Source organism: Faecalibacterium hattorii (assembly GCF_003287455.1).
Taxonomy (GTDB): domain Bacteria; phylum Bacillota; class Clostridia; order Oscillospirales; family Ruminococcaceae; genus Faecalibacterium; species Faecalibacterium hattorii.
In genome coordinates this window covers 50,665-76,460 of the sequence record NZ_PRLC01000014.1, presented here as the reverse complement: position 1 = coordinate 76,460, position 25,796 = coordinate 50,665, and the positions used below count along the sequence as shown (strand labels likewise).

Genomic DNA, 25,796 nt, shown 5'->3' with positions numbered 1-25,796 from the left:
GGAGCATCATGGAAAAACTGAGAAATACCCTGAACAAGGTGCTCAACCTGCTGGCAGGTCTGAGCATGACGGTCATGGTGGTGCTGACCACCTATCAGGTCATCGTGCGTTATATCTTCAACTCTCCCTCCACATGGTCGGAAGAGCTGGTGGGTTATCTGTTCGGCTGGAGCACCATGCTGGGTGCCACCATCGTCTCCGGCGAGCGCGGCCACATGAACATTCCCGTGCTGGTGGATCGGTTCAACCCCACCATGCGCAAGGCGTTCCACATCTTTGCTGAGGTCATCGCCTTCATCTTCTCTGCGACCATTCTGGTGTTCGGCGGTTTTCAGGTGTCCCAGTTGGCCATGGGACAGCAGACCTCCTCGCTGGGCGTTGCCGTGGGCGTCTTCTACTGGGTCATGCCCATCTGCGGCGTGATTATTCTGGTGTATTCCGTGCTGAACATTATCGGCATTGCAAACGGCTCCATCTGTCTGGATACCCCGGAGGATGCAGACTTTGCAAAGGTGGAAGCCGAAATGGCTGCCGATGCCGACAAGGAAAATAAGGAGGACTAAGCTGTGGCAATTCAAGCGTTACTCGTAATTCTGGCAGTGCTGCTGGTGCTGCTGTTCCTCGGCGTGCCCATCTCGTACGCCATTGCAGTCTCTTCCCTGACTGCCATTCTTTCTTCCATTGATCTGAATGTTGCCGTGCTGACCGCTGCCCAGCGCACCTTTGTGGGCATGAGCAAGTTCAGCCTGACCGCCATCCCGTTCTTTATTCTGGCCGGCAACATTATGAATCAGGGCGGCATCGCCAAGCGTCTGGTGGATTTCGTCATGGCCATTCTGGGCAAGATGCCCGGCGCACTGCTGGTGACCAACATCGGCACCAACGCCCTGTTCGGTGCCATCTCCGGCTCTGCTTCCGCTGCGGCTGCTGCCGTTGGCTCCATGATCCGCGACGGTGCCGACGAGCAGGGCTACGACCCCGCTGTGACCGCTGCCACCAATGCCGCTTCCTCCTGCTCCGGTTTGCTGATCCCGCCGTCCAACGCCTTGATTACCTACTCGCTGGCATCCGGCGGCACCTCTGTGGCTGCGCTGTTCATGGCCGGTTACATTCCCGGCATCATCTGGGCGCTGTGCTGCTGCGTGGTGGGCGTGCTGCTGGCGGTCAAGCTGGGCTATAAGGGCACCCCCGGCAAATTTGACTGGAAAAATCTCGGCGTCTGCACCCTGCGCGCCCTGCCTTCGCTCTCCCTGATCATCGTGGTCATCGGCGGCATCATCGGCGGTGTGTTCTCTGCCACCGAAGGCTCTGCCATTGCCGTTGTCTATGCGCTGATCCTTGCCTTCTGCTACCGCTCCATCAACCTGAAGAGCCTGTGGAAGATCATCGTGGACTCTGCCAAGATGTCCGGCATGGTGGTGTTCCTTGTGGGTGTTTCCAACATTCTGGGCTGGGTCATGGCCTTTTTGCAGATCCCGGATGCGGTTGCAGCAGCCCTGCTGAGCCTGACCAGCAACAAGTACATCATCCTGCTCATCATGAACGTGATCCTGCTGGTGTCCGGCACCTTTATGGATGTGACCCCGGCCATCCTCATCTTCACCCCGCTGTTCCTGCCCATCTGTCAGAGCTTTGGCATGAGCACCATCCAGTTCGGTCTGATCCTCGTGTATAACCTGTGCATCGGCAACATCACCCCGCCTGTGGGCAACGCCCTGTTTGTTGGCATCAAGGTGGGCCGCACCTCGCTTTCCAAGGTCATGCCGTACATGCTTATGTACTATGTGGCCATCATCGGAGGCCTGCTGCTGGTCACCTTTATCCCGGCGGTGTCTACCGCACTGCCGCAGGCAATGGGCCTGATGTAACTGAGAGATTCCCTTCTTCTCCTAAAAAGGCGGTACCTGCTTTGCGGCGGGCACCGCCTTTTTCTGTCTCTTGCACAAAGGCAGCCTTGTGCGCTATACTATCTGCAAAGGGAGGGAGGGCACCATGCGCAGACGGACTTTTTTAGCCGGGCTGGGCTTTGCAGCCTTGCAGCTGGCAGGCTGTGCCGCAAAGCCGCAGACTACACCAGACTATGTGCTGACCTATGCCGACAACCAGCCCGCCGGGTACCCCACTACGCAGGGCGCGCAGTATTTTGCGGACCTTGTGCAGCAGCAGACTGGGGGCAAGGTGGTCATTCAGGTCAAGGCGAACGGCGAGTACGGCTCAGAGCAGCAAGTGTGGGAGCAGCTTGCCATTGGCGGCGTAGATTTTGCCCGTGTGTCGCTCTCGGTGGCCACGGACGATCTGCCTCGGCTCAACGTACTGCTGCTGCCGTATCTCTACCGGGATGCCGACCACATGTGGCGTGTGCTGGATGGCAGCATCGGGGCAGAGTTTTTGCAGGACTTTACCGCACAGGGGCGCGTGGGCCTGAGTTGGTACGACGCGGGTGCCCGCTCGTTTTATGCCCGTCAGCCGGTGCACAGCCTGAACGATTTACAGGGCAAGATCATCCGCGTGCAGGATTCGCAGATCGTGATCGACATGATCCGCCTGCTGGGTGCGGTGCCGGAGACCACAGCGTACAGCGATGTCTACTCGGCGCTTGAGACCGGACAGATCGATGCCGCCGAAAACAACTGGCCGGCCTACTATTCCATGGAGCACTACAAGGTGGCGCGGTACTACATGGCCGATGAGCACAGCCGCGTACCGGAGGTGCAGCTGGCTTCCGGCCGCACATGGGATGCACTGCCGGAGGAATACCGGCAGACCCTGCAAGCGTGCGCCCGGGCATCGGCGCAGTACGAGCGCCAACTCTGGGCACAGGAGGAAACCGCCGCCCGCAAAGCAGCCCTTGCAGGCGGCTGCATCGAACTGCCGCTGCCCGAAGAAGAAATGCAGAGTTTCCGGCAACTTGTACAGCCGCTGTACCGGAAATACTGTGCCGACTATCTGCCGCTGGTGGAAGAGATACAGGCAGAGTGATAACAGAAAAGGGACGAGTCAAATAAAAAGGCTCGCAGTGGTGTTGTACAATAAAAGTTGACATAGGGAACTCAAGGAGCCAATATATAGAAAAGGACAAACAGGAGGCAAGAAAAGATGGCTCGGAATCAACGGAAAGACAACCCGTTGGGCTGCTTTTTTCTGGAAAGATTGCCTCGTGTCCAAACGGATGTTTATTCCTGATGCCCCCTTTTCTTTCTCCAAAAACACTATATATTGACACAAAGAAAGTAATAAATAATAGATATAGCAGCTTGCTTTGCAACCAGCGTTGAATTTTGTTCATGCCGGGGAGCACAGAGAGCGTGGCAGAAGGTGCGACTACGGCAATGGGGCAGCAACAGTGTGAGGAGACTGGAAAATGAAAGTTACCCAAGGCTAGAAGCCAGTGCAACAGCCCCCTTTTTGTTTATCGGAGCCGAGATTGGAACAGTTTTTTCTCCCCCGCTCTTGACACCGGCCCCCTTTGGGAATACTCTAATAGTAGCAACCTGCTCCTGCAATGCGGGAAGATCAGAGGAAAGAGGGATTTTGCAAGATGAAAAAACGTGTTGGCATCCTGACCTCCGGCGGCGACTGCCCCGGCCTGAACGCCACAATCCGCGGCGTGGCCAAGGCGCTGTATGCCCGGATGGGCGACAATGTGGAGATTGTGGGCATCCTGAACGGCTACCACGGCCTCATCACCGGCGACTACAAAGAGATGAACGAGGACGACTTCCGGGGCATCCTGACGCTGGGCGGCACCATTCTGGGCACCAAGCGCACCCCCTTCAAGCTGATGCGGGTGGTCGAAGAGGACAAGATCGACAAGGTCGCGGCCATGAAGAAGACCTATAAGGACGCAAAGCTTGATTGTCTGCTCTGCCTCGGCGGCAACGGCACCCACAAGACCGCCAACCTCCTCTCGCAGGAGGGGCTGAACATCATCGGCCTGCCCAAGACCATCGACAACGACATCTACGGCACCGACGTCACCTTCGGCTTCCACACCGCTGTGGACATCGCCACCGACGTTATCGACCGCATCCACACCACTGCAGGCAGCCACAGCCGCGTGATGTGCATCGAGATTATGGGCAACAAGGCTGGCTGGCTGACCCTCTACTCCGGCATCGCGGGCGGCGCGGATATCATCCTGCTGCCCGAAATGCCCTACGACATCGACCGCGTCTGCGACGCCGTAGAGCGCCGCGCCAAGAAGGGCTCCAACTTCTCCATCATCTCAGTGGCCGAGGGTGCCATGAACGAGGAAGAGGCCAAGATGAAGCGGAAGGAGTGGACCGCCAAGCGCGCCGAGGCGGGCTACACCACCGCCACCAACCGCATCGCCGCCGCCGTCCAGAAGAAGACCGGCATGGAGACCCGCGTCTGCATCCCCGGCCACATGCAGCGCGGCGGCAGCCCCAGCGCGTATGACCGCGTGCTGGCCACCCAGTTCGGCAGCTACGCCGCTAAGCTCGTGGAGATCGAGCGCTACGGCGTCACCGTGGCCCTGCTCAACGGCCACGTCACCGCCAACCGCTTGGAGGACATCGCCGGCAAGACCCGCAATGTCCCCGAAGGCTGCGAGCTGCTCACCGTCGCAAGACGCATGGGCGTGAGCCTCGGCTGAGTTTTCCCCAGAAATAAGCGAACGACCCCTGCAAAGCTTCTTGCAGAGGTCGTTTTTCTTTGTCCGTTTTCATTTTGTCAGCCCCTCCACGATTTTGGAGAGTGCATCCACCTGCTCTCCATCCAATCGTTTCAGGTTTTCTACCATCTTCCGAATCGTCTCCGGGTCAGCGGAGCCGTCTTCGAAAAATTCCTTGGGCGTGATGTGGAGGTACTCGCAGATGTAGAAGAAATTTTTCATCGTCGGGAAATTCTTCCCGCTTTCGATACTATTGATATAGCCGGTATTCTGCCCAATAGACAAACTCATATCCCGTGCCGAAACGCCCTTGCGCATCCGCAACTGGGTCAAACGTTGAGGAAACCACTTTTCATACTCAATCTCATCGTGCACAATCTGCCACCATCCTTTTAGCATATTGTACCTAATACAGTCGCGATTTTTGTTAGATTTTTTCAAACATCTTTCTTGTGATATCGGATTTATTGTGATACAATTTAGATAGTAACAGAATCAAAGCGCGATTTTGTTATAAACCATTTTTAAGGAGGAATTTTCATGAAAAGAAAGTTTGCGGCCCTTCTTTTATCTGCCGCGATGCTCTGTACACTTTTGACCGGTTGTTCCGATTCATCGTCTCCTACCCCTTCCAATCCGAATCCCCCTGCTTCCTCGAGCAGCGGCTCGACGAGTACACCCTCGGACGATAATAACAATAATAGCGGTAACAGCAATACCACCAAGCCCGGCGATTCTGATACCGACAATGCAACGCTTCCATCGGTAGTCCCTGTTATTACCTACAATTCTGTTTTTTCCAATTACCTTGGTGACAACACTTACCAGAATTATTTCTGCTTTACTGCCACCAATCCAAACATGGTCAACGATTTTACAGACGGCAGCCTCACCTTTACCTATAAAGACTCCGCCGGAAATTCTTTGGGTACTCTAAAATTAACGCTTCCTCCTATTCCCGCAGGCGATACCATTACTTTTGGTACTTGGAAGCCCACCGAAGGAACCGCAGCAGCCAGCTGCACCTACACTTACGAATTCTCACCTAAAGGCGTTCTTGTGCATGATGACAAAGTCCTTGCCAAGCATTCCGCACTGGTGATATCCGATTTTACGCGAACTGAAAGCTCTAGTGGTAGTGTCACTTACACCGGCAAAATCACAAACACCAGTTCTATCAATATGATGGCCGTTAACGTTGACCTTTATTACATAAAAGACGGCAAGCCTTACCTTGCTGATTATACAGATACTATTACTAATTTAGCTCCCGGTGAGACGAAATCGTTCCTGTTTGCATCTAATGTGGTCTTTGAAATGGAAGACTACGACTCTCTCCAAGTGATTGCATATCAGAACGTAATAATCCGGTGGTAACACCATCACCCTATTAAACAGTTTCCTATAGAAAAGGAGCACCCCCCTGCATCAGCAGGGGAGTGCTCCTTTTGTTTGCCTATTGGCGTATTTCTTTACCACATCAAAAGGCTCGTTACATTCCTGTAACGAGCCTTTCACATTGAGAATCAGGCGGGACGACTTTCCCCGCATCTCCTAACAATGGGCGACGGCTGCCTGTTCCGTCCTCTGATTTTCTCTTACTTATTCTTGTACATTTCCTCGTAGTACTTCTGATAGTTGCCGCTGGTGATGTGCTCCATCCACTCCTCGTGGTCGAGATACCAGTCAATCGTCAGGACGATGCCCTTCTCGAAGGGGGTCTCCGGGTACCAGCCGAGGTCGTTCTTGATCTTGGTGGGGTCGATGCCGTAGCGGCGGTCGTGGCCCAGACGGTCGGCGACGTGCTTGATGAGGTCCTCGCTGATGCCGTCATCCTTCAGGCGGTCGTGGAGCTGCTCGATGATGGTCTTGACGATGAAGATGTTGGGGCGCTCGTTGTGGCCGCCGACGTTGTAGACCTCGCCGATCTTGCCGCCGTTGCAGACCATGTCGATGGCCTTGCAGTGATCCTCGACGTACAGCCAGTCGCGGATCTGCATTCCGTCGCCGTAGACGGGCAGCTGCTTGTGGTGCTTGACGTTGTTGATCATCAGGGGGATCAGCTTCTCCGGGAACTGGTAGGGGCCGTAGTTGTTGGAGCAGCGGGTGATGTTGATGGGCATCCCGTAGGTGTCATGGAAGGCCATGACGAACATATCGGCGCTGGCCTTGGAGGAGGAGTAGGGGCTGTGGGGGCACAGCGGGGTGGTCTCCATGAAGAAGCCCTCGGCACCCAGAGCGCCGTAGACCTCGTCGGTGGAGACTTGCAGGTACTTCTTGCCTTCCTTCCAAGTCTTTGCCTCGGCGTCGTACCAAGCTTCCTTGGCGCGCTGCAGCAGGTTCACGGTGCCCATGACGTTGCTCTGGACGAAGATCTCCGGGTTCTTGATGGAGCGGTCCACGTGGCTCTCCGCGGCAAAGTTGATGACGTAATCGAAATCGTACTTTGCGAACAGGCTCTCGACCAGCTCCTTGTCGCAGATGTCGCCCTGCACGAAGACATGGCGGGGGTCGCCCTCGACGTCCTTCAGGTTCTCCAGATTGCCCGCGTAGGTCAGCTTATCGAGGTTGACCAGCAGGATCTCCGGGTACTTCTTGAGCATATAGTGAACAAAGTTCGAACCAATAAAGCCGGCACAGCCGGTGATCAGATATTTTTTCATAATTTGATTTTTCCTCAAAGTTGAATGTTGTTGTTTTTCGCGAGCTTGCCCTTGCACCACTGCGAGATGCTGCTAAACTAGGAACCTGCTGCCCCGCCAGCGGGCTTGCCCTCTCAGGCGCTTCGCGCCAGCTCCCCCAAAGTGGGAGCCCTTGGCAAAGGCGTGAAGTCTGAGCGTTACGCCTGACGGCTCCCCTTGCGGTAGCAGGGCGTAAAGTATTAAACCGGAAACCTCGCGGACTGCCAAGGCCTCTCACTTTGGGGGAGGTGGCATCGCGAAGCGATGACGGAGAGGGCAAGGACGGCGGAGGCGGCGCAGGGCCTAGGTTCAGCACTGCGCCCGATAAGGCCGAGAGGCAGTCCTTCCGTTTATTTCATCCCATTTTCCCCATCCCAGTGCTCGAAGAAGCAGGCGAGGGCGGCTTTCCAGTCCCGCACTTCATTGCCGACGGTGCAGCGGAGCATCCGGTTATCGAGGGCGCTCCACTTGGGGCGGTCGGCGCTTTCGGGGTGCTTGGCCTTATACTCCTCGCTGGTGCAGGGGGCCACGGTGGCGTCCACGCCGGACAGACGGATGATCTCGGAGGCGAAATCATACCAAGAGCAGATGCCCTCGCCGGTGCAGTGGTAGAGGCCGTATTCGTGGGTCACGCAGAGCTGCAGAATTTCGTGGGCCAGATCGACGGCGTTGGTCGGGTTGCCGCACTGGTCGTTGACGACTTCCAGCTTGCCGAACTTCTTGCCCGCGTTCACGATGGTCTTGACGAAATTCTTGCCGTAGTAGCTGTAGAGCCACGCGGTGCGCACGATGAAGTGGCGGTGGCAGAACTGCTCCACGTACTTCTCGCCCATGAGCTTGGTGGAGCCGTAGGCGCTGATGGGGCCGGGAATGGTGGCCTCGTCCTGCGCGATGCCGCCGTTCTCGCGGCCGGAGAAAACGTAGTCGGTGGAGACATGGACCAGACGGGCCCCGGTCTTGGTGGCAGCCTGCGCGAGGTTGCGGGGGCCGAGGGCGTTGGCCTTGAAGGCAGCGTCGTGGTTCACCTCGCAGCCGTCCACATTGGTGTAGGCGGCGCAGTTGATGATGACATCCGGGCGCTGGCGGCGGATGAAGTCGTCCACCATCTTGTAGTTGGAGATGTCCAGTTCAGGCAGGTCCACCGGGATGACGGTGGCGCTTTGCAGCTTTTCGGGGATGGGGCCGATCTCACTGCGGCCCTCGCGGAGCTGCTTGATGATCTCGGTGCCCAGCTGGCCCTTGCAGCCGGTAACGATGATTTTCATGTGCATTTCCTCTTAGTATCTCAGTTTGCCGTCGGCCACATTCTTCAGGTGCTGGCCGTAGGGGCTCTTGCCGTAGCGCTTGGCGCTCTCCAGCAGGGTGTCGCGGTCGATCCAGCCATACTTGAAGGCGATCTCTTCCGGGGCGCTGATCTTGATGCCCTGACGCTTCTCGATCATGCGGACGAAGTCGGCGGCCTCCACGAGGCTGTCCATGGTGCCGGTATCCAGCCATGCAAAGCCACGGCCCAGCAGCTGAACATCCAGCTCGTCCTTCTTCAGGTACATGTCGTTCAGGGTGGTGATCTCCAGCTCGCCGCGGGCGGAAGGCTTCACTTCCTTGGCCATCTTGACGACTTCCTTGTTATAGAAGTACAGGCCGGTGATGGCGTAGTTGCTCTTCGGGTGCTCCGGCTTCTCTTCCACGCTGAGCACCTTGCCGTTCTGGTCGAACTCGACGATGCCGAAGCGCTCCGGGTCCGAGACATAGTAACCGAAGACGGTGCAGCGGCCCTTGTTCTCGGCGTTGGCGGCGGCGTTCTTCAGGATCTTGGAGAAGCCGTTGCCGTAGAAGATGTTGTCGCCGAGGATCATCGCACAGCAGTCGTCGCCGATGAACTCCTCGCCGAGGATGAATGCCTGTGCCAGACCGTCCGGAGAGGGCTGGACCTTATATTGGAGATGGATGCCGTACTGGCTGCCATCGCCCAGCAGCGCCTCGAAACGGGGCGTGTCGGTGGGGGTCGAAATAATCAGGATGTCCTGAATGCCCGCCAGCATAAGGGTGGACAGAGGATAGTAGATCATCGGCTTGTCGTAGACCGGCAGCAGCTGTTTGCTGGTGACCATGGTCAGCGGGTAAAGCCGGGTGCCGGCGCCGCCGGCGAGAATAATGCCTTTCATAATTTGCGCACTCCTTTAATTGAAATGAAAAAAGTTGTGCAGCTATACGAAGCCCTCGCTGCCGAGAGCCGCGTAATATTCAAAGCGGAGCTGCGTCCGCTGTCAACAAAGTGGCGTGTAAAACTGCCCGCCGCTGAATGCCGCAGATAGTTTTACACCTTATTCTACTATCAAATCACAAAAAAAGCAAGAAAGAACGGAGGATTACAGAAATTTTTCTGCAACGCATTCCGTTCTCTCTTGAGAATTATTTTTGTTTAGGGGGCGTTTGGCTCAGCTTGCTGGGAACCAACGCCAAAGTCTTGCTGTCAGCGCGCTCGCCCTGCCTTATCTTACGCTGCGCCCCGATTTAGCTTGAGCTTACGATGGGATAGACTTCCGAAAGCCTCAATCTAAACTTACGCGGTGCGTTCTTGTCAGCGGGCTTGCCCTCTCCGTCATCGCTTCGCGATGCCACCTCTCCCAAAGTGAGAGGCCTTGGCAGTCCGCCAAGTTTCCCGGTTTGGAATCTTTACGCCCTGCTGCCGCAAGGGGAGCCGTCAGGCGCTACGCGGAGACTTTCCGCCTTTGCCAAGGGCTCCCCCTTTGGGGGAGCTGGCGCGAAGCGCCTGAGAGGGCGAGGATGCTGGCGGGGAGACTTCGCGTCAGTTTCGATCAAACCTATGATAAGAGCCAATGTAGGCCCCTCGCCGAGGGGGCGCTGCAAGCGACTGGGAGAGTTACCACCTGAATCCCCACTTCTTGAAATACCGCATCAGGTTCCCGGCCTGCCAGAGGGCGGGCTTCAGGCTGCGATGGGCGGCGCGGTGCCATGCGTGGATGGCAGTATACTGGGGCACGAGGTAGGCTTTGCCCTGCGTGAGCATCTTCTGGGTGAGGTCGGCATCCTCCACGTACATGAAATAGTTCTCGTCGAAGCCGCCGACGGCCCGGAACGTGCTGGTGCGCACGCCGGAGAAGCTGCCGGTGCAGAACTCGATGGAGGTGGGTTTGGACAGGTCGGCGTCCTTCATGAGGTAGGCGTCGTTGTACTTCGCCCAGAACTTGAGGCAGGGAAGCTGCCGGTAGATCATGGGCCGCAGGGCGCACCGGCGGAGCGGCAGCTGCTGGGGGCTGCCATCCGGGAAAACGAGGGACGGGCGGGCCATCACGGCGTCGGGGTGCTGCGCCATCCAGTCGGCAAGGTCGCTGAGGGTGTCCGCCGTGAGCTGGATGTCCGGGTTCAGGATGAAGTGGAAGTCACTGTCCAGCTCCGGCAGGACCATGTTGTGCCCGGTGCCGAAGCCGCCGTTTTCGGTGCGGCAGTGGAGGACGACCTGTTGGCCCGCCCCTGCCGCCAGCGCACCGGACGCCGCCGCTGCGCGCAGCTTTTCCCCGCTGCCGTCGGGGCTGGCATTGTCCACCAGATAGAGGGTGAGCGGGTAGCGGCGGGTATACTGTAAAATGGTCTGCGCAGCCTTGAGGGCCTCGTCGAAGCCGTTGTAGATGACGATACAAGCTGAAAGTTTCAATGAATGCTCCTTCCGATGGACTTGTCACTGGTCTTATCGAACGCAGTCGTAAACAAAGGGCGCGGCTTCTCACCAGAGGGCTTGCCCTCTCCGTCATCGCTTTCGCGATGCCACCTCTCCCAAAGTGAGAGGCCTTGGCAGTCCGCCAAGTTTCCGGTTTAATACTTTACGCCCTGCTGCCGCAAAAAGAGCCGTCAGGCGCTGCGCTCAGACTTCACGCCTTTGCCAAAGGCTCCCACTTTGGGGGAGCTGGACGCCGTTAGGCGGCCTGAGAGGGCAAGCTCGCTGCCGGCGAGACTTCGCCTCAGTTTAGATCACGCTTGCAATGGGACTGACCATCTCATTCCAGCGGCAAGATCTTCAGGCTGAAATCCTCCCGCTGGATATCGAAGTTGGGGTTGGTGCAGGGGTCGCCTTTGGCGAGCAGGTCGCCCCAGCGGGCTTGGAAGCGGAGCACTTCGCCTTGGAAGCGCTTCTGCTTTTCGGGGTTGTCCTCCATGCCGCGGCTCTTGCTCTCGTAGTGGTAGAGCTGGGCGAAGGGGGTGAAGACGTTGGTGTAGCCCGCCTCCCGGACGCGGACGCAGAAGTCCACATCGTTGAAGGCGACGGCATAGCTCTCGTCGAGGCCGTGGACCTCGTTGTAGACCGCACGGCGGATGAGCAGACAGGCGGCAGTGTCGCCGTAGACGTCCTGCACGTAGTTCAGGCGGCCCATGTAGCCATCCGAGGTGGCGGGGAAATACTTGTGCAGGTGGCCCGCCACGCCGCCGATGCCGAAGCCGATGCCGGCGTGCTGGACGGTATCGTCCGGGTAGAGGAGCTTGGCACCCACGCAGCCCACCCGCTTCTGCTGGGCGTACATGACCATCTCTTCCAGCCAGTTCGGGGTGATGACTTCGGTATCGTTGTTGAGCAGCAGCAGATACTCGCCGGTGGCGAAGGTCTCGCCGAAGTTGTTCAGGGCGCTGTAGTTGAAGCCCTTGCCCTGCCACGTGACGACATGGAGGTTGTCCGGGTGCTCCTTCTCCATCCGCTCGTAGGCGCGGAAGGTCTCCGGCTGCTTGCTGTTGTTCTCGATGAGGATCAGCTCGAAATCCGGGTAGGTGGTGCGGTCATAGATGGACTCGACGCAGAGTTCGAGGTCCTTGATGTGGTCGCAGGTGGGGATCAGGATGCTGACCCGGCCCGGATGGGCGATGGTGTAATCGGTCTTGTAATAGCCGGGCGTGCCGGGGATGAGGCTGACCTCGTCCACCGCGACGCCGCAGCGGGCATAATGGGCCTTGAGGGCCGCGATGCCCGCGTTGATGCAGTAGGTCTTGGCGGAGATGTCCGCCGCCGTGCTGCCGGGGCTGGAGCGCCAGTAATAGAGGGCGTGGGGGATGTGGACGATCTTCGCGGCCTGTTCGGTCAGGCGGAGGAAGAGGTCGTAATCCTGACTGCCGTTGTACTCCATCCGCTCGCCGCCGCCGCTGCGCTCCATCAGGGCGCGGCTGAAGGTGGTCAGGTGGCAGATGTAGTTGTTGGAGCGGAGGTTGTCCAGCATGAAGTCCGGTTTGAAGTGGTAGAGCACCACATTGTCCACGTTGCCCTCGAAGGTGGCTTCGTCGGTGTAGATGAAGTCTGCCCCCTGCTCGGCGATGGCCTTGGCCGTGTACCAGAGCGCACAGGGGTGGAGGATATCGTCATGGTCCAGCAGGGCGATGTAATCGCCGGTGGCCATCTCGATGCCGTGGTTGGTGTTGCCGGGGATGAGCTCGTTCTTTTCGAGCTTCTGGTAGCGGATGCGGGGGTCCGCCTTGGCGCGGTCCTGTACCTTCTGGCCCACGGCGGTGTCCTGCCCGGCGTCCACGCAGCAAAGCTCCCAGTTCTGGTAGGTCTGGTTCTGGACGGAATCCAGCAGCTCTTCAAGGAACTCCAGCGGAGTGTTGTAGAGCGGCACCACGATGCTGATCTTCGGGGCAGCGGGCTGGGTATTGAACTGCTTCACCAGCAGCTCCACGGGGGCAAAGGCATCCGCCCGCAGGGTCTTGCCGGGGAAGAGGGCGGCGTACTCGCGGCGGGCGCGGGCCTTTTCCCGCATCCCGGAAATGCCCTCGGTCCGCAGCTCGTGCAGGAAGACGAAGAGTGGCAGAGTGTGCCAGAGCTGGCGGCTCTTGCTGACGACATAGCGGGCGGGCCACGTCAGTTTCCAGAAGGTCGAGCCTGTGACCTCGCCGAGGGTCTCTTCCAACTGCTTTTCATGGCTGCGGCTCAGGGCAAGGTCGCTGCGAAGCCGTTCAATGAGGGCGGCCTGTTCGCCGCAGCTCCGTTCGGCCCGCACCATCCGGTCCCGCAGGGTGTCCAGTTCCTGCTCGTAGCCCTTGACCACGGCCAGAGCGCCGGGCTGGGCGGCCCGGAAGAGGGCCGACTGCGGGGTGCGGCCCTTGCTGCGCCAGAACATATCGCGGTAGTAGCCGCGCTGGGCCAGTTGCTCGGCCCAGTTGGCCAGAGCGGTGGTGTCGGTGCAGACCAGCAGCACCTTCGCGGCCAGTTGTGCGGGCAATTCCACGAAGGTGGGGTCCTCCACCACCAGCAGGTCGGGCTGCTGGGCCGCTGCAGCCGTCCACTCGTTTGCCCGGACGCCCGCCTTGCGCAGAGCCTTTTGCAGCGCAGTGCAGGTGGCTTCATCGTCCCCCAGCACAGCCGCCGACTCCGGAGCCAGCTCTTCCGCAATGCGCTGGGCCAGCAAACGGCAGCGCTCGGCGTCCTGTCTCGATTCCTTTTCCTTCTCCAATTGCATGTCTGATTTCTCCACTTCTCTGCGGGGTGTGACTGCCCGCGATACTACAAACTAATATAGTATACCAAATTCCGCCCCATTTGAGAAGCGATTTTCTACAATTCCTTCGAATTTCCGGGGTTTTCCTCAGCGGAACAGCCCAAAGAGCCAACTGAACAGCCCGCCGGACGAGCTGCCGGAGGTGCTGATGGAGGCGCCGGTGTAGTAGTGCTTGAGGATGTTTTTATAATTCATCCCCTGCTCGCTGGCGTAGCCCACCGCGCCGCACTGGCTCATGCCGACGCCGTGGCCGTAGCCGTAGTAATTCATGACCGGCGTGCCGTTTTCGTCGGCGGAGAAATCGAAGCAGTAGCGGGAGCTGACGAACTGGCCGATGTAGCGGTAGCTGCGGCCATTGGAGACGAAGGTGTTGTACTGCACATAGCCGCCGAGATCCTTGTGGGTGGTGTCGGCGCTCTCGTAGGGCTGGCCGGTCTTGCTGTCGTTGTACTCGGTGTAGCGGTAATCCTTGCCGATGATCCGGCGCATGAGGTTGTGGTACTGCTCCTCGTAGGGGCTTTCCACGCTCTGCAAATAAGGCACGTCGGTGCCCCACGCATCAAGGCCGGAGCAGGTGCCGTAAACGCCGGTCTGGGTGTTATAGCCCGCGCTGGCCGACCACACGGCGTCGATGACCGAGCCGTTGTAGGTCAGCACCTCGTCCTTCACCGGCTCAATAGCCTTGCGCAGGGCGTCTCGCGCCGAAGAGGGGATCTGGTCCACAGGGGTGTAGACGAGGGCGTTGGCCGACGAGCCGTACTGTTTTTGGTACAGCAGATAGGAATGGATGGCCACAGCCTGTGCCTTCCACGCCTGCTGCGCCGCCGAGGAGCTGACGAAGCTGCCGATGGACCCCAGCTCGGTGTAAGTGATGCCCACAAGGCAGTCCACGAGGTTGAGGGTGACGTTCCGGCGCAGACCCTTGCCCTTTATGTTAAGGTAGGGCATGGTGATCTTATCTTTGGAGCCGAAGAGCCAGCTCAGGCAGTTTTCCTCTTCCACCGGGACGAGAGTGGTGTCCGCGCCGCCGATGGTGGTCGGGTGGGCGATCTCCTCCTCTGCAAAGGCTGCGGGCACCAGCGTGCAGACCAGCACCGCCGCCAGCACCAGCGCCGCCGCCCGGCGGGCAATTTGAGCGAGATGTTTCACGTGTCAGTTCCTCCCCTAGTTTTTTCATTCCACAGCGTCGGGCCGGGGCCTCCCCCTGCCCGCGCCTTTTGCTTCCAGTTTAACACACCCCGTCCCCGTGGGCAAGGACTGGAGTTGGGATTTCACAGAAAAAACGGGAAACGCTTTTCAGCGAATCCCATTTTTTTACTATAGAGCAAAAAACGACCGTGTCCGGTCTCTGCACATGCAGACTTCGGACACGGCCATTTTTATTCAAAGTCTTCCCAGTCTCCCCTTAAACTCCTCATACCCAAACTTCACGAGCTCGCGGCAGGAGCCGGTCTCGTCCATGGCCCAGATGGGGGGCAGGGGCATTCCGTTGAAGGTATTGTTTTTGCAGGTGGTATAGATCGCCATATCGCCGAAGATGAGCTTGTCACCCTCTGCGAGGGGGGCGGCGAAGCTGTAGTCGCCCACGACGTCCCCGGCAAGGCAGGTGGGGCCGCCGAGGCGGATGGTGCAAGCTTTTTCGCCCGGTTCCCCGGCGCCCAGCAGGGGCGGGCGGTAGGGCATCTCGATGACGTCCGGCGTGTGGCACGCGGCGGACATGTCGAGGATGGCAAGGCTCGTTTCGCCGTTCTGCAGCGCGTCGAGGACGGTCGTCACGAGATAGCCCGCGTTCAGCGCCCACGCCTCGCCCGGCTCCAAGTAGACCTGTACGCCGTAGGTCTGCTGCATCCGGGTGATGCAGCGCTCCAGCGTGGGCAGGTCGTAATCCGGGCGGGTGATGTGGTGCCCGCCGCCAAAATTCAGCCACTGCATCTGCGGCAGCAGGTCGCCGAAACGCGCCTCCACGGCGTCCAGCGTTGCGGCCAGCGCGTCGGAGTCCTGCTCGCAGAGGGTGTGGAAGTGCAGCCCGTCCAGCAGAGAGAGCAGGGCGGGATCTTTTTCCGCTGCGGCGTCCCACTGGGCGCGGGTGGTGCCAAGGCGGCTGCCGGGGGCACAGGGGTCATAGATGGCGTGGCCCTCCTGTGTGGAGCACTCCGGGTTGATGCGCAGCCCCACGCTCTTGCCCGCAGCCTTGGCGGCGGGGCCGAACTTTTTCAGCTGGTGGGGCGAGTTGAAGACGATGTGGTCGGCGCAGCACAGCAGCTCGTCGAATTCGTCAGCCCGGAACGCGGCACAGAAGACATGATTTTCCTTGTCCGGCAGCTCCTCCTTGCCGAGGCGGCTCTCGTACAGGCCGCTGGCCTCGGTGCCCGCAAGGTACGGGGCCAGCAGCGGGTAGAGGTCGAAGTTCGAGAACGCCTTCTGCGCCAGCAGGATCTTGCAGCCGGTGCGCTGCTGCACCCCCAGCAGGATCTCGCCGTTGCGGCGCAGCTGGCTTTCGTCCAGCAGGTAGCAGGGGGTGGGCAGGGAAGCGAGGGCTTCCTCCGGCAGCTTCGCCAGCCCCGCGAAGGGCGGGCGGGTGTCAGCCAGCCGCATCAGTCCACCAGAGCCGGGGCGTGGCTCTCGGAGCGGGGGAGGCCGTACTTGTCCAGTGCGTCCAGATAGGGATCCGGATCGAACTCCTCCACGGTGTGCACGCCCTTGGTGGTCCACTTGCCGGTCAGCAGCATGAGGGCACCGCACATGGCGGGCACGCCGGTGGTGTAGCTGATGGCCTGAGAGCCGACTTCCTTGTAGCACTCTTGATGGTCGCAGACATTATAAATATAGTAGGTCTTCTCCTTGCCGTCCTTCTTGCCGGTGAAGATGCAGCCGATGTTGGTCTTGCCCTTGGTACGGGGGCCGAGGCTGGCGGGGTCAGGCAGAAGGGCCTTGAGGAACTGGATGGGCACGATCTCCTGCCCGTTGAATTCGATGGGGGTGGTGGAGAGCATCCCCACATCTTCGAGGCAGCGCATGTGGTCAAGGTAGCTCTGGCCGAAGGTCATGAAGAAGCGGATGCGCTTGGCCTCCGGGATGTTCTTGGCGAGGGACTCGATCTCTTCGTGGTGGAGCAGGTACATGTCTTTCTGGCCCACCTTGTCGAAGTTGTACTCCCGCTTGATGCTCATGGCTGGGATCTCGACCCAGTGGCCGTTCTCCCAGTAGCTGCCGGGGGCGGACACTTCGCGCAGGTTGATCTCCGGGTTGAAGTTGGTGGCGAAGGCATAGCCGTGGTCGCCGCCGTTGCAGTCGAGGATGTCGATGGTATCGATGGTGTCGAACTCGTGCTTCTTGGCGTAGGCGCAGTAAGCTTGGGTCACGCCCGGATCAAAGCCGCTGCCCAGCAGGGCGGTCAGGCCGGCCTCCTCGAACTTCTTGGCGTAGGCCCACTGCCAGCTGTAATCGAAGTAGGCGGAGAACCCGGCCTCCTTGCAGCGCTTCTCGTAAACAGCGCGCCACGCCGGGTCGTCGGTGTTCTCCGGCTCGTAGTTGGCGGTGTCCATGTAGTTGACGCCGCACGCAAGGCAGGCGTCCATGATGGTCAGGTCCTGATAGGGCAGGGCGATGTTCATCACGAGGTCGGGCTGATAAGCCTTGATGAGGGCGATGACTTCCTCGGTCTTGTCAGCGTCCACCTGTGCGGTGGTGATCTTGGTGGCGGTCTTCGGGGCCAGTTCGGCGGCCAGCTTGTCGCACTTGGACTTGGTGCGGCTGGCGATGCAGATCTCGGTGAAGACTTCGGGCACTTGGCAGCACTTGTGGATGGCGACGGAAGCCACGCCGCCGCAGCCGATGATCAGAACTTTGCTCATGGTAAGTCTCTCCTTTATGATGTTTGATCGCGCAGCGTGTCTGGGGTCTGCGCCCCGACCGCTGCGTTGTTTTTGATTCAGGCGTTATGCTTGGAAGCCGGGCCAGCCCTTGTCCAGCGCGATGAGGGTCTCCCGCAGCACCTTACAGGCGGTGGCGGTGGAAACGCCGGTGGGGTCCAGCGTGGGGGCCAGCTCGTTGAGGTCGGCGGCGACGATGTTCGCCTTGGCCACGGTGCGGATGGCGTCCAACAGCTGCAAGAAGCTCACGCCGCCCGCTTCGGGGGTGCCGGTGCCGGGGAAGCAGGAGGGGTCGAGGCAGTCGAGGTCGATGGTCAGGTAGACGGGCACCCGGCTTTCGCAGAGCGCTTCCGTCAGCTCGGCGAGGCCGGTGAAGTCGAACTTGTGCAGCTCGGTGTGCTGGGCTGCAAAGTCGAACTCGGCGCGGTCGCCGCTGCGGATGCAGAACTGATGGATGCGGCCGTCCCCCACAAGCTCGTGGCAGCGGCGGAGCACACAGGCGTGGCTGAGCTTGGCTCCCAGATAGTCGTCCCGCAGGTCGGCGTGGGCGTCGAAGTGGACGATGTGGAGATCCGGGTACTTCTCTACCGCAGCCCGCACGGCCCCCAGCGTGACCAGATGTTCGCCGCCCAGCAGCAGCGGGAACTTGCCGTCTGCCAGAATTTCGGCGGCGCGGCCCTCAATGTCGGAAAGGGCCGACTCGCTGGAGCCGAAGCAGAGCTCCAAGTCGCCGCTGTCGAAGATGTCGAAGTCGGTCAGGTCGGCGTTCTGGTAGGGGCTGTAGGTCTCCAGCCCGTAGCTCTCGTGCCGGATGGCAGCGGGGCCGAACCGGGCACCGGGGCGGTAGCTGGTGGTGGAATCGTAGGGGGCACCGTACAGCACGATGCTGGCGGCGCGGTAGCTGCTGTCGCAGCCGATGAAGTTTTCAATGTTGGGTCGCATCAGTGTTCCTCCACTTCCCGCAGCATCTCTTCGAGGAAGGCGGGCAGATAAAAGGCTCCGACGTGGAGCCGGGCGGTGTAGTAGCGGGTGCGCATGTTCAGTGCTTTCCATGCGGCGGCGTCGAGGTCGTCGATGGGGTGGTACTTCTTGCTGGCAAAGCCGAACAGCCAGTACCCGGCAGCGAAGGTGGGGATGTGGGCCTGATACACCCGGCTGATGGGGAAGGTGGACGCGATCCGTTTGTGGCTGCGCTGCATGGCGCTGGCGTCCTCGGCGTAGAAGGGGCTGCCCTGCTGGTTGACCATGATGCCGTCGGCCTTCAGCGCGTTGAAGCAGCTGCCGTAGAATTCGCGGGTGAAAAGCCCTTCGGAAGGGCCGAAGGGGTCGGAGGAGTCCACGATGATGAGGTCGTACTCCTCCTCGCACCGGCGGATGAACTTGAGGGCATTTTCGAAGTAGATGTGCACCCGGCGGTCATCCATCCGGCAGGCATTGCCGGGCAGGTAGGCGCGGCACGCCTCCACCACCTGCGGGTCCATCTCCACAAGGTCGATCCGCTCTACCCGGTCGTAGCGGGTCAGCTCCCGCACTACGCCGCCGTCGCCCGCGCCGATGACGAGGATATCCTTCGCCTCTTTGTGGACGGCCATAGGCACATGGACGATCATCTCGTCGTAGATGAACTCGTCCCGCTCGGTCAGCATCACGTTGCCGTCCAGCGTCAGCACCCGGCCGAACTCCGGCGTCTCAAAGATGTCGATGCGCTGGTAGTCGCTCTGCTTGGAGTAGAGCTGTTTGCTCACCCGGATGCTGTGTTTCACGTCCGGGGTGTGAAATTCCGAAAACCAAAATTCCATGGTTCATTCCCCCTTATGCCAGTACGTTCAGGTGCAGGATGTCCGGGTCTTCGGGGCCGGTCATGCTGCAGCCCTTGGCCTTGGCGTACTCGATGTAATTCAGGATCTCCTTGGTGATCCGTTCGCCGGGGGCCAGAATGGGGATGCCCGGCGGGTAGCACATGACGAACTCACTGCACACCATGCCCTCGGTCTCCCGTAAGGGGAGGCTCTTTTTCGGGGCGTAGAACGCCTCCTGCGGGCTGGCGGCCACCACCGGGTCGATGTATTCCTGACTGAGCAGCCCGGCTCCGTCGGTGCGGTAGCGGCGCTTGATCTCGGCCAAGGCGCTGACCAGCCGCTCCACTTCCTGCGGACGGTCGCCGATGGACAGGTAGGCCAGAATGTTGCCGATGTCGCCGAATTCGATCTGGATGTCGTACTCGTCGCGGAGGATATCGTAGACCTCGATGCCCGCAAGGCCGATGTCCAGCGTGTGCACGCTGAGCTTGGTGGTGTCGAAGTCAAAGACGGAGTTGCCGTTGCACAGTTCCTTGCCGAAAGCGTAGTAGCCGCCCACGGCGTTGATCTCCTCCCGCGCATACTCGGCCATGTCCGCGACCTGATGGAACACCTGCCGCCCCCGCAGTGCGAGGTTGCGGCGGGAGATGTCGAGGCTGGACATCAGCAGGTAGCTGCCGGAGGTGGTCTGGGTCAGGTTGATGATCTGGCGTACATAGCCGGGGTGGACATTGGGCCCGATGAGCAGAAGGCTGGACTGGGTCAGGCTGCCGCCGCTCTTGTGCATCGAGACGGAGGCCATATCCGCCCCCGCCGCCATGGCGGAGACGGGAAGCCCGCCGCCGAAGTAGAAGTGGGTGCCGTGGGCTTCGTCCGCAAGGCAGAGCATCCCGGCGTCGTGGGCCATCTTCACGATGGCGCGCAGGTCGGAACAGATGCCGTAGTAGGTGGGGTTGTTCACCAGAACGGCCACGGCGTTGGGGTGCTCCCGGATGGCCTTTTCCACCTGCTCCCGCTTCATGCCCAGCGAAATGCCCAGCCGCTTGTCCACCTCCGGGTTGACATAGACCGGTACCGCGCCACAGAGCACCAGCGCATTCAGCACGCTGCGGTGCACATTGCGGGGCAGGATGATCTCATCCCCCCGCTTGCAGGCGGTCAGCACCATGCTCTGCACACTGCTGGTGGTGCCGCCCACCATCAAAAAGGCGTGGGCCGCCCCAAAGGCGTCGGCGGCCAGCTCCTCCGCTTCCCGGATGACCGACACCGGGTGGCAGAGGTTGTCCAGCGGCTTCATGCTGTTCACGTCCACGCCTACGCACTGCTGGCCCAGAAAGGCCGTCAGCTCCGGGTTGCCTCGGCCCCGCTTGTGGCCGGGCACATCAAAGGGGACCACCCGCATCTGGCGGAACTGTTCCAGCGCCTCATAAATGGGCGCGCGGCGCTGGTCAAGCTTGGTCCGCGTTCTGCTCTCGTTCATACTCTTCCTCCGTCCTTGGCTCCTTTTGGCAAAACAAAAAGCGCAGGTCCTGCACACTGGGATGCAGACCTGCGCTTTCAAAAAGCTGTGAACGCACACGAACAAAGCCCACCGGCAGAAAAAGGCCGGAGCAAAGCTGTTTTCGCATGATTCAAAAAGACGGGATGACGAGAGTCTATATAGCAACTACACTTTTACTACTCTTATTGACCGTTTCACAAGTCTGCGCACCACGATGCACAATTTCATGGTTGTAAAGGAACCAACTTATAAAATCTGAGCTTCAAACTCAATCAATAATGGCGGCAATGCCGCCGGTCGGCAGTGGACCCGGCTGTCCGTATGGCCTTAGCCCCGCTGGGCGGTCCTAGGTAAATTGCTTTGAAAAGACTCTGACGTGCTTTGTCTTTCAAAATCGACTGTTATCGTATCATGTTGTACTTTGTCTGTCAATGATTTTTTTGGAATTTTATGAAATTTTACCTGAATAAGTAATACTTTTTTACAAAGGCAGACGGGAAAGCCCCGCCGTCGGTTTTCGACGCTGTTCGACATGGGGACCCCAAAAATAGGCCCAAACCTGCGTGAAAGGGGGTGTTTCGTGCGTGAATGGCAGGTGCGGCAGGAGAAAAAGTATGGTAAAATAGAGTCGTAAGGGGGCGTAGCGATGGAGCTGCGAATGGCGATCGTCGAAGATCAGGAACCGGAAGCACGGCGGCTGGAACTGCTGCTGCGCCGGGCGTTCCAAGGGGACAGACCTATCTGTACGAAGTTTTCCAGCGGCGACGATCTTTTAGCACGATTCACCACCGGCGCATATGAGGTGGTGTTTTTGGATATCTGCATGGCGGGCACCAACGGCATCGAGACGGCCCGGCAGCTGCGAGAGAAAGACCCGCGGCTCCTCATCGTCTTTGTGACCTCCTCGCCGGAATATGTGTGGGATGCCTTCCCGGTGCATCCCTTCGATTACTTACTGAAGCCCTATAAAGAGGAAAAGATCGCGCTTCTGACTGCCGAGCTGCGGCGGGTGCTGTGCCGACAGGAACCGGAGCTGGATGTGCGGATCGCGCGGCAGACCATGCAGATCCCGCTGAGCAAGGTCCACTACGCGGCCTCCCAGAACCACATCGTCCGGGTCGTGACCGACGACGGGGAGTGCCGCGCCGCAGCGACCTTTTCCCAAGTGGAGCAGGAGCTTTCCGCCCACGAAAACTTCCTTGTCTGCAACCGGGGCGTCCTGCTGAATATGGACAAGGTGCTGCGGTTCGAAGGCGACTGTTTTGAGATGCTGGACGGTGCGCGGCTGCCCATCCGCCAGAAGGACAAAAACACCCTGTTGGCACGCTTTACACAGTATCAGTTCCGCCATATGCAGCGGGAATTTTAAGTTCGGAGAGGAGGCAAAAGCCGTGAATGCTGCGCAGTTTGGACGCTATTTTCTCGAATTTGCATTATTGTATCCGGGAGCGTATCTCTGCCTTGCCCCGCTGCGGGAGCACCTGACCGCGCCCCGCAGGACCTTTGGCATTGCGGCAGGGCTGGTCACGGTGATCTGCGCTGTCTGCGCGGGGGTCTGCTCTGTGCTGGAGGTGCCGAGCAACTATTTCCTGCTGCCCATTCTCATCGTGGCGTTCTGGCTGCTGCGGTGGCGGGCGGCACCGGGGGTGTCGGTCACCCAGACGGCCTTCCTGTTCGCCATTGCGGCGGTGATGCTGGCGGTCTGCTCGCTGCTGGCTGCGGTGCTGAATGCCCGCGCCGAGACCGGCAACCACGAGGCGGTCTCTCTTGCATCCACAGCGGTGATCGCGCTGGCGCTCTCGGTGGTGCTGAGCACCATCTTCACCTTCACCGCCGTCCGGTGGAGCGCATGGCTGCTGGGGGAGTACCACGGCGAAGCGTTTTGGCAGTCGGCGTGGCCGCTGCCCGCCATCTACGCGGCCTTCCTCATCTTCTGTATGCCGCGGGACTCGGCCATCGTCCTCATCAACCGGATCATGATCATCGCGGTGCTGGCCGTGTCCATCTCCCTGCTTGGCATCTTCCTGCTGCTGTACGAGATGTACCGGGTGGCAATGGAGTACACCCGCAACACCCGGCTGGACCGCGAAAATCAGCTTCTGGCCGTGGAATCCCGCCGCTATATGGAGCTGCGGGCCTATATGGATCAGACCCGCAGTCTGCGCCATGACTTCCGCCAGCATCTGCACGTCATTTCCGGCCTAACTGAGGCGGGGGAGCTGGAGGAGCTGAAGAGCTACCTGCGCCAGTACGAGGACGAGCTGAACGATGCGCGGCCCACCCTCTGCGCCAACCCCGCCGTGGATGCGCTGGCCGGCCACTACGACAGCGACGCCCGGCAGAAGGGGATCCCGGTGGAATGGAAGCTGGAGCTGCCCAAGCGGCTGCCCCTGCCGGAGGCGGACTTGTGTACGCTGCTGGGCAACTTGCTGGAAAACGCCGTGTTCGCCAGCCAGAAGCTGCCGCCGGACGAGCGGCAGGTGCGGGTGATGGCCCGGATGCTGAGCCCGGCGATGCTGGGCATCGTGGTGGAGAACCGCTACGACGGCGTGCTGAAAAAGCAGAAAGGCATCCTGCACTCCACCAAGCATGAAGGGCAGGGCATCGGCCTTGTCTCCATCCATACCACCGTGCAAAAATACCACGGCAACCTGACCGTCGAGACGGAAAACAACGTATTCCGGGCTAATGTGCTCCTGAATTTATAACAACTTTACTGGAATCTGGAGGATCGACATCATGAAACTGACACGACGCAGCTTTCTCAGCGCATCCGCGCTCACCCTTCTGGCCTGTGGGCTGGCCCCCGCCGCCAGCGCCGCCGAGACCAACGGCCTGTTTTCCGGCTTGTTGGAAAGCTCTGCCGAGACTGCCCTGCCCCCCAACCCCCTGACGGCCAAGGTCGTGGACCCGAACCCCTTCATGGGCCGGAGCGAATCCAATATCCACCACGACTGCTACAACACCGACTCCACCGATGCAGTCCTGCCCATCGGCATCGAGCCGGAAGTCAACGTGGCCATGGAAAAGATCAACCCCAATGCCTCCCCGGCCATCTTCTTCGACAATTTCGACAACCCCGTGGTCCCGCTGCTGGGCGGCCTTGCCATCCGCGACCTCGACGCCGCCGAGGTGGTCACGCTGGGCTGCTTCTCGCCCGCAAAGCACGATGGCGGCGGGTATGTCATCCAGAGCTCCTATTCCTTTGTGGATGGGCGGAACCTCATCGTCTGCCCCACCAGCCACAACCATGTCCTGATGCTCAAGGCGACCGATGAGACCGGCACCCCGCTGCCCATTTTTGAAAAGGTGCTGGATATCAACATCAAAGCCGCCGCCGAGCGGGTGCTGGGCCGGACGCTGGAACAGAACCTCCTTTCCATCGTCTTCGACTACGAGGGCAACCTCTGGTTCGTAACGGGCGGCTTCCGCATCTACCCCGACCGCGGCCAGCAGGGAGCCATGGGCTACATCTCCCATGCCGCCATCGAGACCATTCTGGCGGGCGGCACCGCCGACCTTGACCACGAAGTGCATGTCTACGCGCCGCAGCCCGGCGAGGGTGCCGAAAACGGCATCGCATCCTGCAGGGAGGGGGCGGTCATCCTGACCAATCTCGCGTGCTATCTGCTGCGGGCCGACAACGGCGTGGACATCGTCTGGCGCACCCCCTACGCCAGCGCCGGGGCCAAGGACAGCCGGGAAGGTGCGGCCACCACCGGCGGCGGCCTTGCATGGGGCAGCGGCTGCTCGCCCTCCCTCAGCCCGGAGCTGGTCTTCTTCACCGACAATCTGGAAACGGTTAGCCTGATGGCGCTGGACATCCGCACCGGTGCCGTGGCGGCAAGCTGCCCGGTCATCGACGAGCTGCCCGCCAATATGCCGGTCTCGGTGGAAAACTCCGCCATCGTCTACGACCACGGCAACGGCACCGTCAGCACCATCGTCTGCAACTGGTTCGGCGCGGGCAGCCCGAACCTCGCTAAGCCCGACAGCGATTCTTCCATCCAGAGCTATGAGAATATCTACGACCGGAACTGGCTGCGCAAGGGCAACTGCATGATCATGCCCGGCGTCGAGCGGGTGGACACCGTGAAAAAAGCGGACGGCAGCTGGGCTATGAAGAGCGTTTGGTGCCGGGATGACCTGAGCGATACGTCCATGATGAAGCTCTCCACCGCCACCGGCTACATCTACGGCTTCGTGCAGGATGTGGACAGCGGCATGTGGCAGTACATCGCCCTCGACTTTAACAGCGGAAAAACCGTGCTGACCGTGGATGTTTCGTCCCTTTACGGCTACAACAACATGGCCATCGGCATGTATGCCGGGCGGGACGGCAACAAGCTGTACTGCCCCACCGGCTACAAGGAACTGCTCCGCTTGCAGGATCGTTTTGTCTATCTGCCTGAAATGCCCTACCGCAAGGTGGATCTGGACAAGACCCGCCGCACCGTTGTCACCCCCGCCGCCTTTGCTGCAGCCGGCGGGCAGGGCACCCCGGCCACATGGCTCCACACCGTTACCTTTGACAATCTCCATCCCCAGACCATCGCGGCCATCCGGGTCAACGGCCTGACCGGCCGCGCGGCGGACTACAAGCTCTATGCACTGGGCACCGATGGCCAGTACCACGCCTTTACCGGGAACTGGTCGCTGGAAAAGGCCTCCGGCAAGCTCCGCGCCCAGAACGTGTATGAGGTCCGCTTCGCGCTGCAGGACGGCGGTGCGTTTGACTTGAGCACCGACGCCAAGGAAGTGACGGTCTCCGTCCTACTGGCAAAGTAAGCCTTTTCGCTCCACAGTCCATTTC

General features: G+C 60.0%; 20 protein-coding genes. 8 read left to right on the top strand and 12 right to left on the bottom strand.

Translation table 11 applies throughout. The features are described 5' to 3' along the window. The first annotated feature begins 8 nt into the window (after positions 1 to 8). The 4 genes from C4N23_RS10375 to C4N23_RS10360 all read left to right on the top strand — a co-directional run bounded on the left by C4N23_RS10375 (position 9) and on the right by C4N23_RS10360 (position 4,615). On the top strand, positions 9 to 563 hold the full coding sequence (locus C4N23_RS10375) for a TRAP transporter small permease (RefSeq protein ID WP_005939311.1): 555 nt from the start codon (positions 9 to 11) through the stop codon (positions 561 to 563). A 3-nt stretch (positions 564 to 566) separates the two neighbouring features. Further along, on the top strand, positions 567 to 1,868 hold the full coding sequence (locus C4N23_RS10370; RefSeq protein WP_055190264.1) for a TRAP transporter large permease: 1,302 nt from the start codon (positions 567 to 569) through the stop codon (positions 1,866 to 1,868). A gap of 124 nt (positions 1,869 to 1,992) precedes the next feature. Beyond that, complete coding sequence (locus C4N23_RS10365) at positions 1,993 to 2,979, top strand: TRAP transporter substrate-binding protein (RefSeq protein WP_112145872.1); 987 nt, start codon at positions 1,993 to 1,995, stop codon at positions 2,977 to 2,979. 559 nt (positions 2,980 to 3,538) lie between these two features. Continuing rightward, positions 3,539 to 4,615, top strand: coding sequence for a 6-phosphofructokinase (locus C4N23_RS10360; protein WP_112145870.1), 1,077 nt, complete (start codon positions 3,539 to 3,541; stop codon positions 4,613 to 4,615). 69 nt (positions 4,616 to 4,684) lie between these two features. Here the strand turns inward: C4N23_RS10360 and C4N23_RS10355 are convergent, their stop codons facing one another. Next, the gene (locus C4N23_RS10355; RefSeq protein ID WP_112145907.1) at positions 4,685 to 5,032 is read right to left on the bottom strand and encodes a helix-turn-helix domain-containing protein; all 348 of its coding nucleotides are present in this window, start codon (positions 5,030 to 5,032) and stop codon (positions 4,685 to 4,687) included. A gap of 141 nt (positions 5,033 to 5,173) precedes the next feature. Between C4N23_RS10355 and C4N23_RS10350 the strand changes: the two genes are divergently transcribed. Further along, the gene (locus C4N23_RS10350) at positions 5,174 to 6,010 is read left to right on the top strand and encodes an FxLYD domain-containing protein (protein ID WP_112145869.1); all 837 of its coding nucleotides are present in this window, start codon (positions 5,174 to 5,176) and stop codon (positions 6,008 to 6,010) included. A 221-nt stretch (positions 6,011 to 6,231) separates the two neighbouring features. Here C4N23_RS10350 and rfbB read toward each other — a convergent pair whose 3' ends face one another. The 11 genes from rfbB to C4N23_RS10295 all read right to left on the bottom strand — a co-directional run bounded on the left by rfbB (position 6,232) and on the right by C4N23_RS10295 (position 20,962). Next, positions 6,232 to 7,296 (bottom strand): dTDP-glucose 4,6-dehydratase, encoded by a 1,065-nt coding sequence (gene rfbB / locus C4N23_RS10345; RefSeq protein ID WP_055190270.1) that lies wholly within the window; start codon positions 7,294 to 7,296, stop codon positions 6,232 to 6,234. Between the two features lie 368 nt (positions 7,297 to 7,664). Beyond that, a complete protein-coding gene (rfbD, locus tag C4N23_RS10340; protein ID WP_055190272.1) occupies positions 7,665 to 8,579 on the bottom strand; it encodes a dTDP-4-dehydrorhamnose reductase in 915 nt (304 codons plus the stop codon). A gap of 12 nt (positions 8,580 to 8,591) precedes the next feature. Continuing rightward, on the bottom strand, positions 8,592 to 9,479 hold the full coding sequence (gene rfbA, locus C4N23_RS10335; protein WP_055190274.1) for a glucose-1-phosphate thymidylyltransferase RfbA: 888 nt from the start codon (positions 9,477 to 9,479) through the stop codon (positions 8,592 to 8,594). Between the two features lie 719 nt (positions 9,480 to 10,198). Then, positions 10,199 to 10,990, bottom strand: coding sequence for a glycosyltransferase (locus tag C4N23_RS10330; RefSeq protein ID WP_112145867.1), 792 nt, complete (start codon positions 10,988 to 10,990; stop codon positions 10,199 to 10,201). A 340-nt stretch (positions 10,991 to 11,330) separates the two neighbouring features. Beyond that, positions 11,331 to 13,772 carry a glycosyltransferase family 2 protein gene (locus C4N23_RS10325; RefSeq protein ID WP_112145865.1) on the bottom strand — a complete coding sequence of 814 codons (2,442 nt, stop codon included), beginning with the start codon at positions 13,770 to 13,772 and terminating at the stop codon, positions 11,331 to 11,333. 126 nt (positions 13,773 to 13,898) lie between these two features. Further along, on the bottom strand, positions 13,899 to 14,960 hold the full coding sequence (locus tag C4N23_RS10320) for a SpoIID/LytB domain-containing protein (RefSeq protein WP_112145863.1): 1,062 nt from the start codon (positions 14,958 to 14,960) through the stop codon (positions 13,899 to 13,901). A 234-nt stretch (positions 14,961 to 15,194) separates the two neighbouring features. Next, on the bottom strand, positions 15,195 to 16,406 hold the full coding sequence (locus C4N23_RS10315) for a carboxynorspermidine decarboxylase (RefSeq protein ID WP_112145861.1): 1,212 nt from the start codon (positions 16,404 to 16,406) through the stop codon (positions 15,195 to 15,197). Next, on the bottom strand, positions 16,406 to 17,665 hold the full coding sequence (locus tag C4N23_RS10310; RefSeq protein ID WP_055190283.1) for a saccharopine dehydrogenase family protein: 1,260 nt from the start codon (positions 17,663 to 17,665) through the stop codon (positions 16,406 to 16,408). Before C4N23_RS10310 ends, C4N23_RS10315 begins: the two co-directional genes overlap by 1 nt. 84 nt (positions 17,666 to 17,749) lie before the next feature. Then, positions 17,750 to 18,625, bottom strand: a complete 876-nt coding sequence (speB, locus tag C4N23_RS10305; protein WP_181567115.1) for an agmatinase — start codon at positions 18,623 to 18,625, stop codon at positions 17,750 to 17,752. Continuing rightward, positions 18,625 to 19,482 (bottom strand): polyamine aminopropyltransferase, encoded by an 858-nt coding sequence (speE, locus tag C4N23_RS10300; RefSeq protein WP_055190285.1) that lies wholly within the window; start codon positions 19,480 to 19,482, stop codon positions 18,625 to 18,627. The genes speB and speE overlap by 1 nt, the downstream gene beginning before the upstream one ends. A 13-nt stretch (positions 19,483 to 19,495) precedes the next feature. After that, positions 19,496 to 20,962, bottom strand: a complete 1,467-nt coding sequence (locus C4N23_RS10295) for an aminotransferase class I/II-fold pyridoxal phosphate-dependent enzyme (RefSeq protein WP_055190287.1) — start codon at positions 20,960 to 20,962, stop codon at positions 19,496 to 19,498. 679 nt (positions 20,963 to 21,641) lie between these two features. On the opposite strand from C4N23_RS10295, the gene C4N23_RS10290 reads away from it, so the two are divergent. From C4N23_RS10290 to C4N23_RS10280, 3 genes are read left to right on the top strand one after another with little or no spacing between them, the layout of a single operon-like run. Continuing rightward, entirely contained in the window at positions 21,642 to 22,352 is a 711-nt protein-coding gene (locus C4N23_RS10290) for a LytR/AlgR family response regulator transcription factor (RefSeq protein WP_242983771.1), read from the top strand. A 22-nt stretch (positions 22,353 to 22,374) separates the two neighbouring features. Beyond that, complete coding sequence (locus C4N23_RS10285; protein ID WP_112145857.1) at positions 22,375 to 23,691, top strand: GHKL domain-containing protein; 1,317 nt, start codon at positions 22,375 to 22,377, stop codon at positions 23,689 to 23,691. A 31-nt stretch (positions 23,692 to 23,722) separates the two neighbouring features. Then, positions 23,723 to 25,771 (top strand): hypothetical protein, encoded by a 2,049-nt coding sequence (locus tag C4N23_RS10280; RefSeq protein ID WP_112145855.1) that lies wholly within the window; start codon positions 23,723 to 23,725, stop codon positions 25,769 to 25,771. Positions 25,772 to 25,796 lie beyond the last annotated feature (25 nt).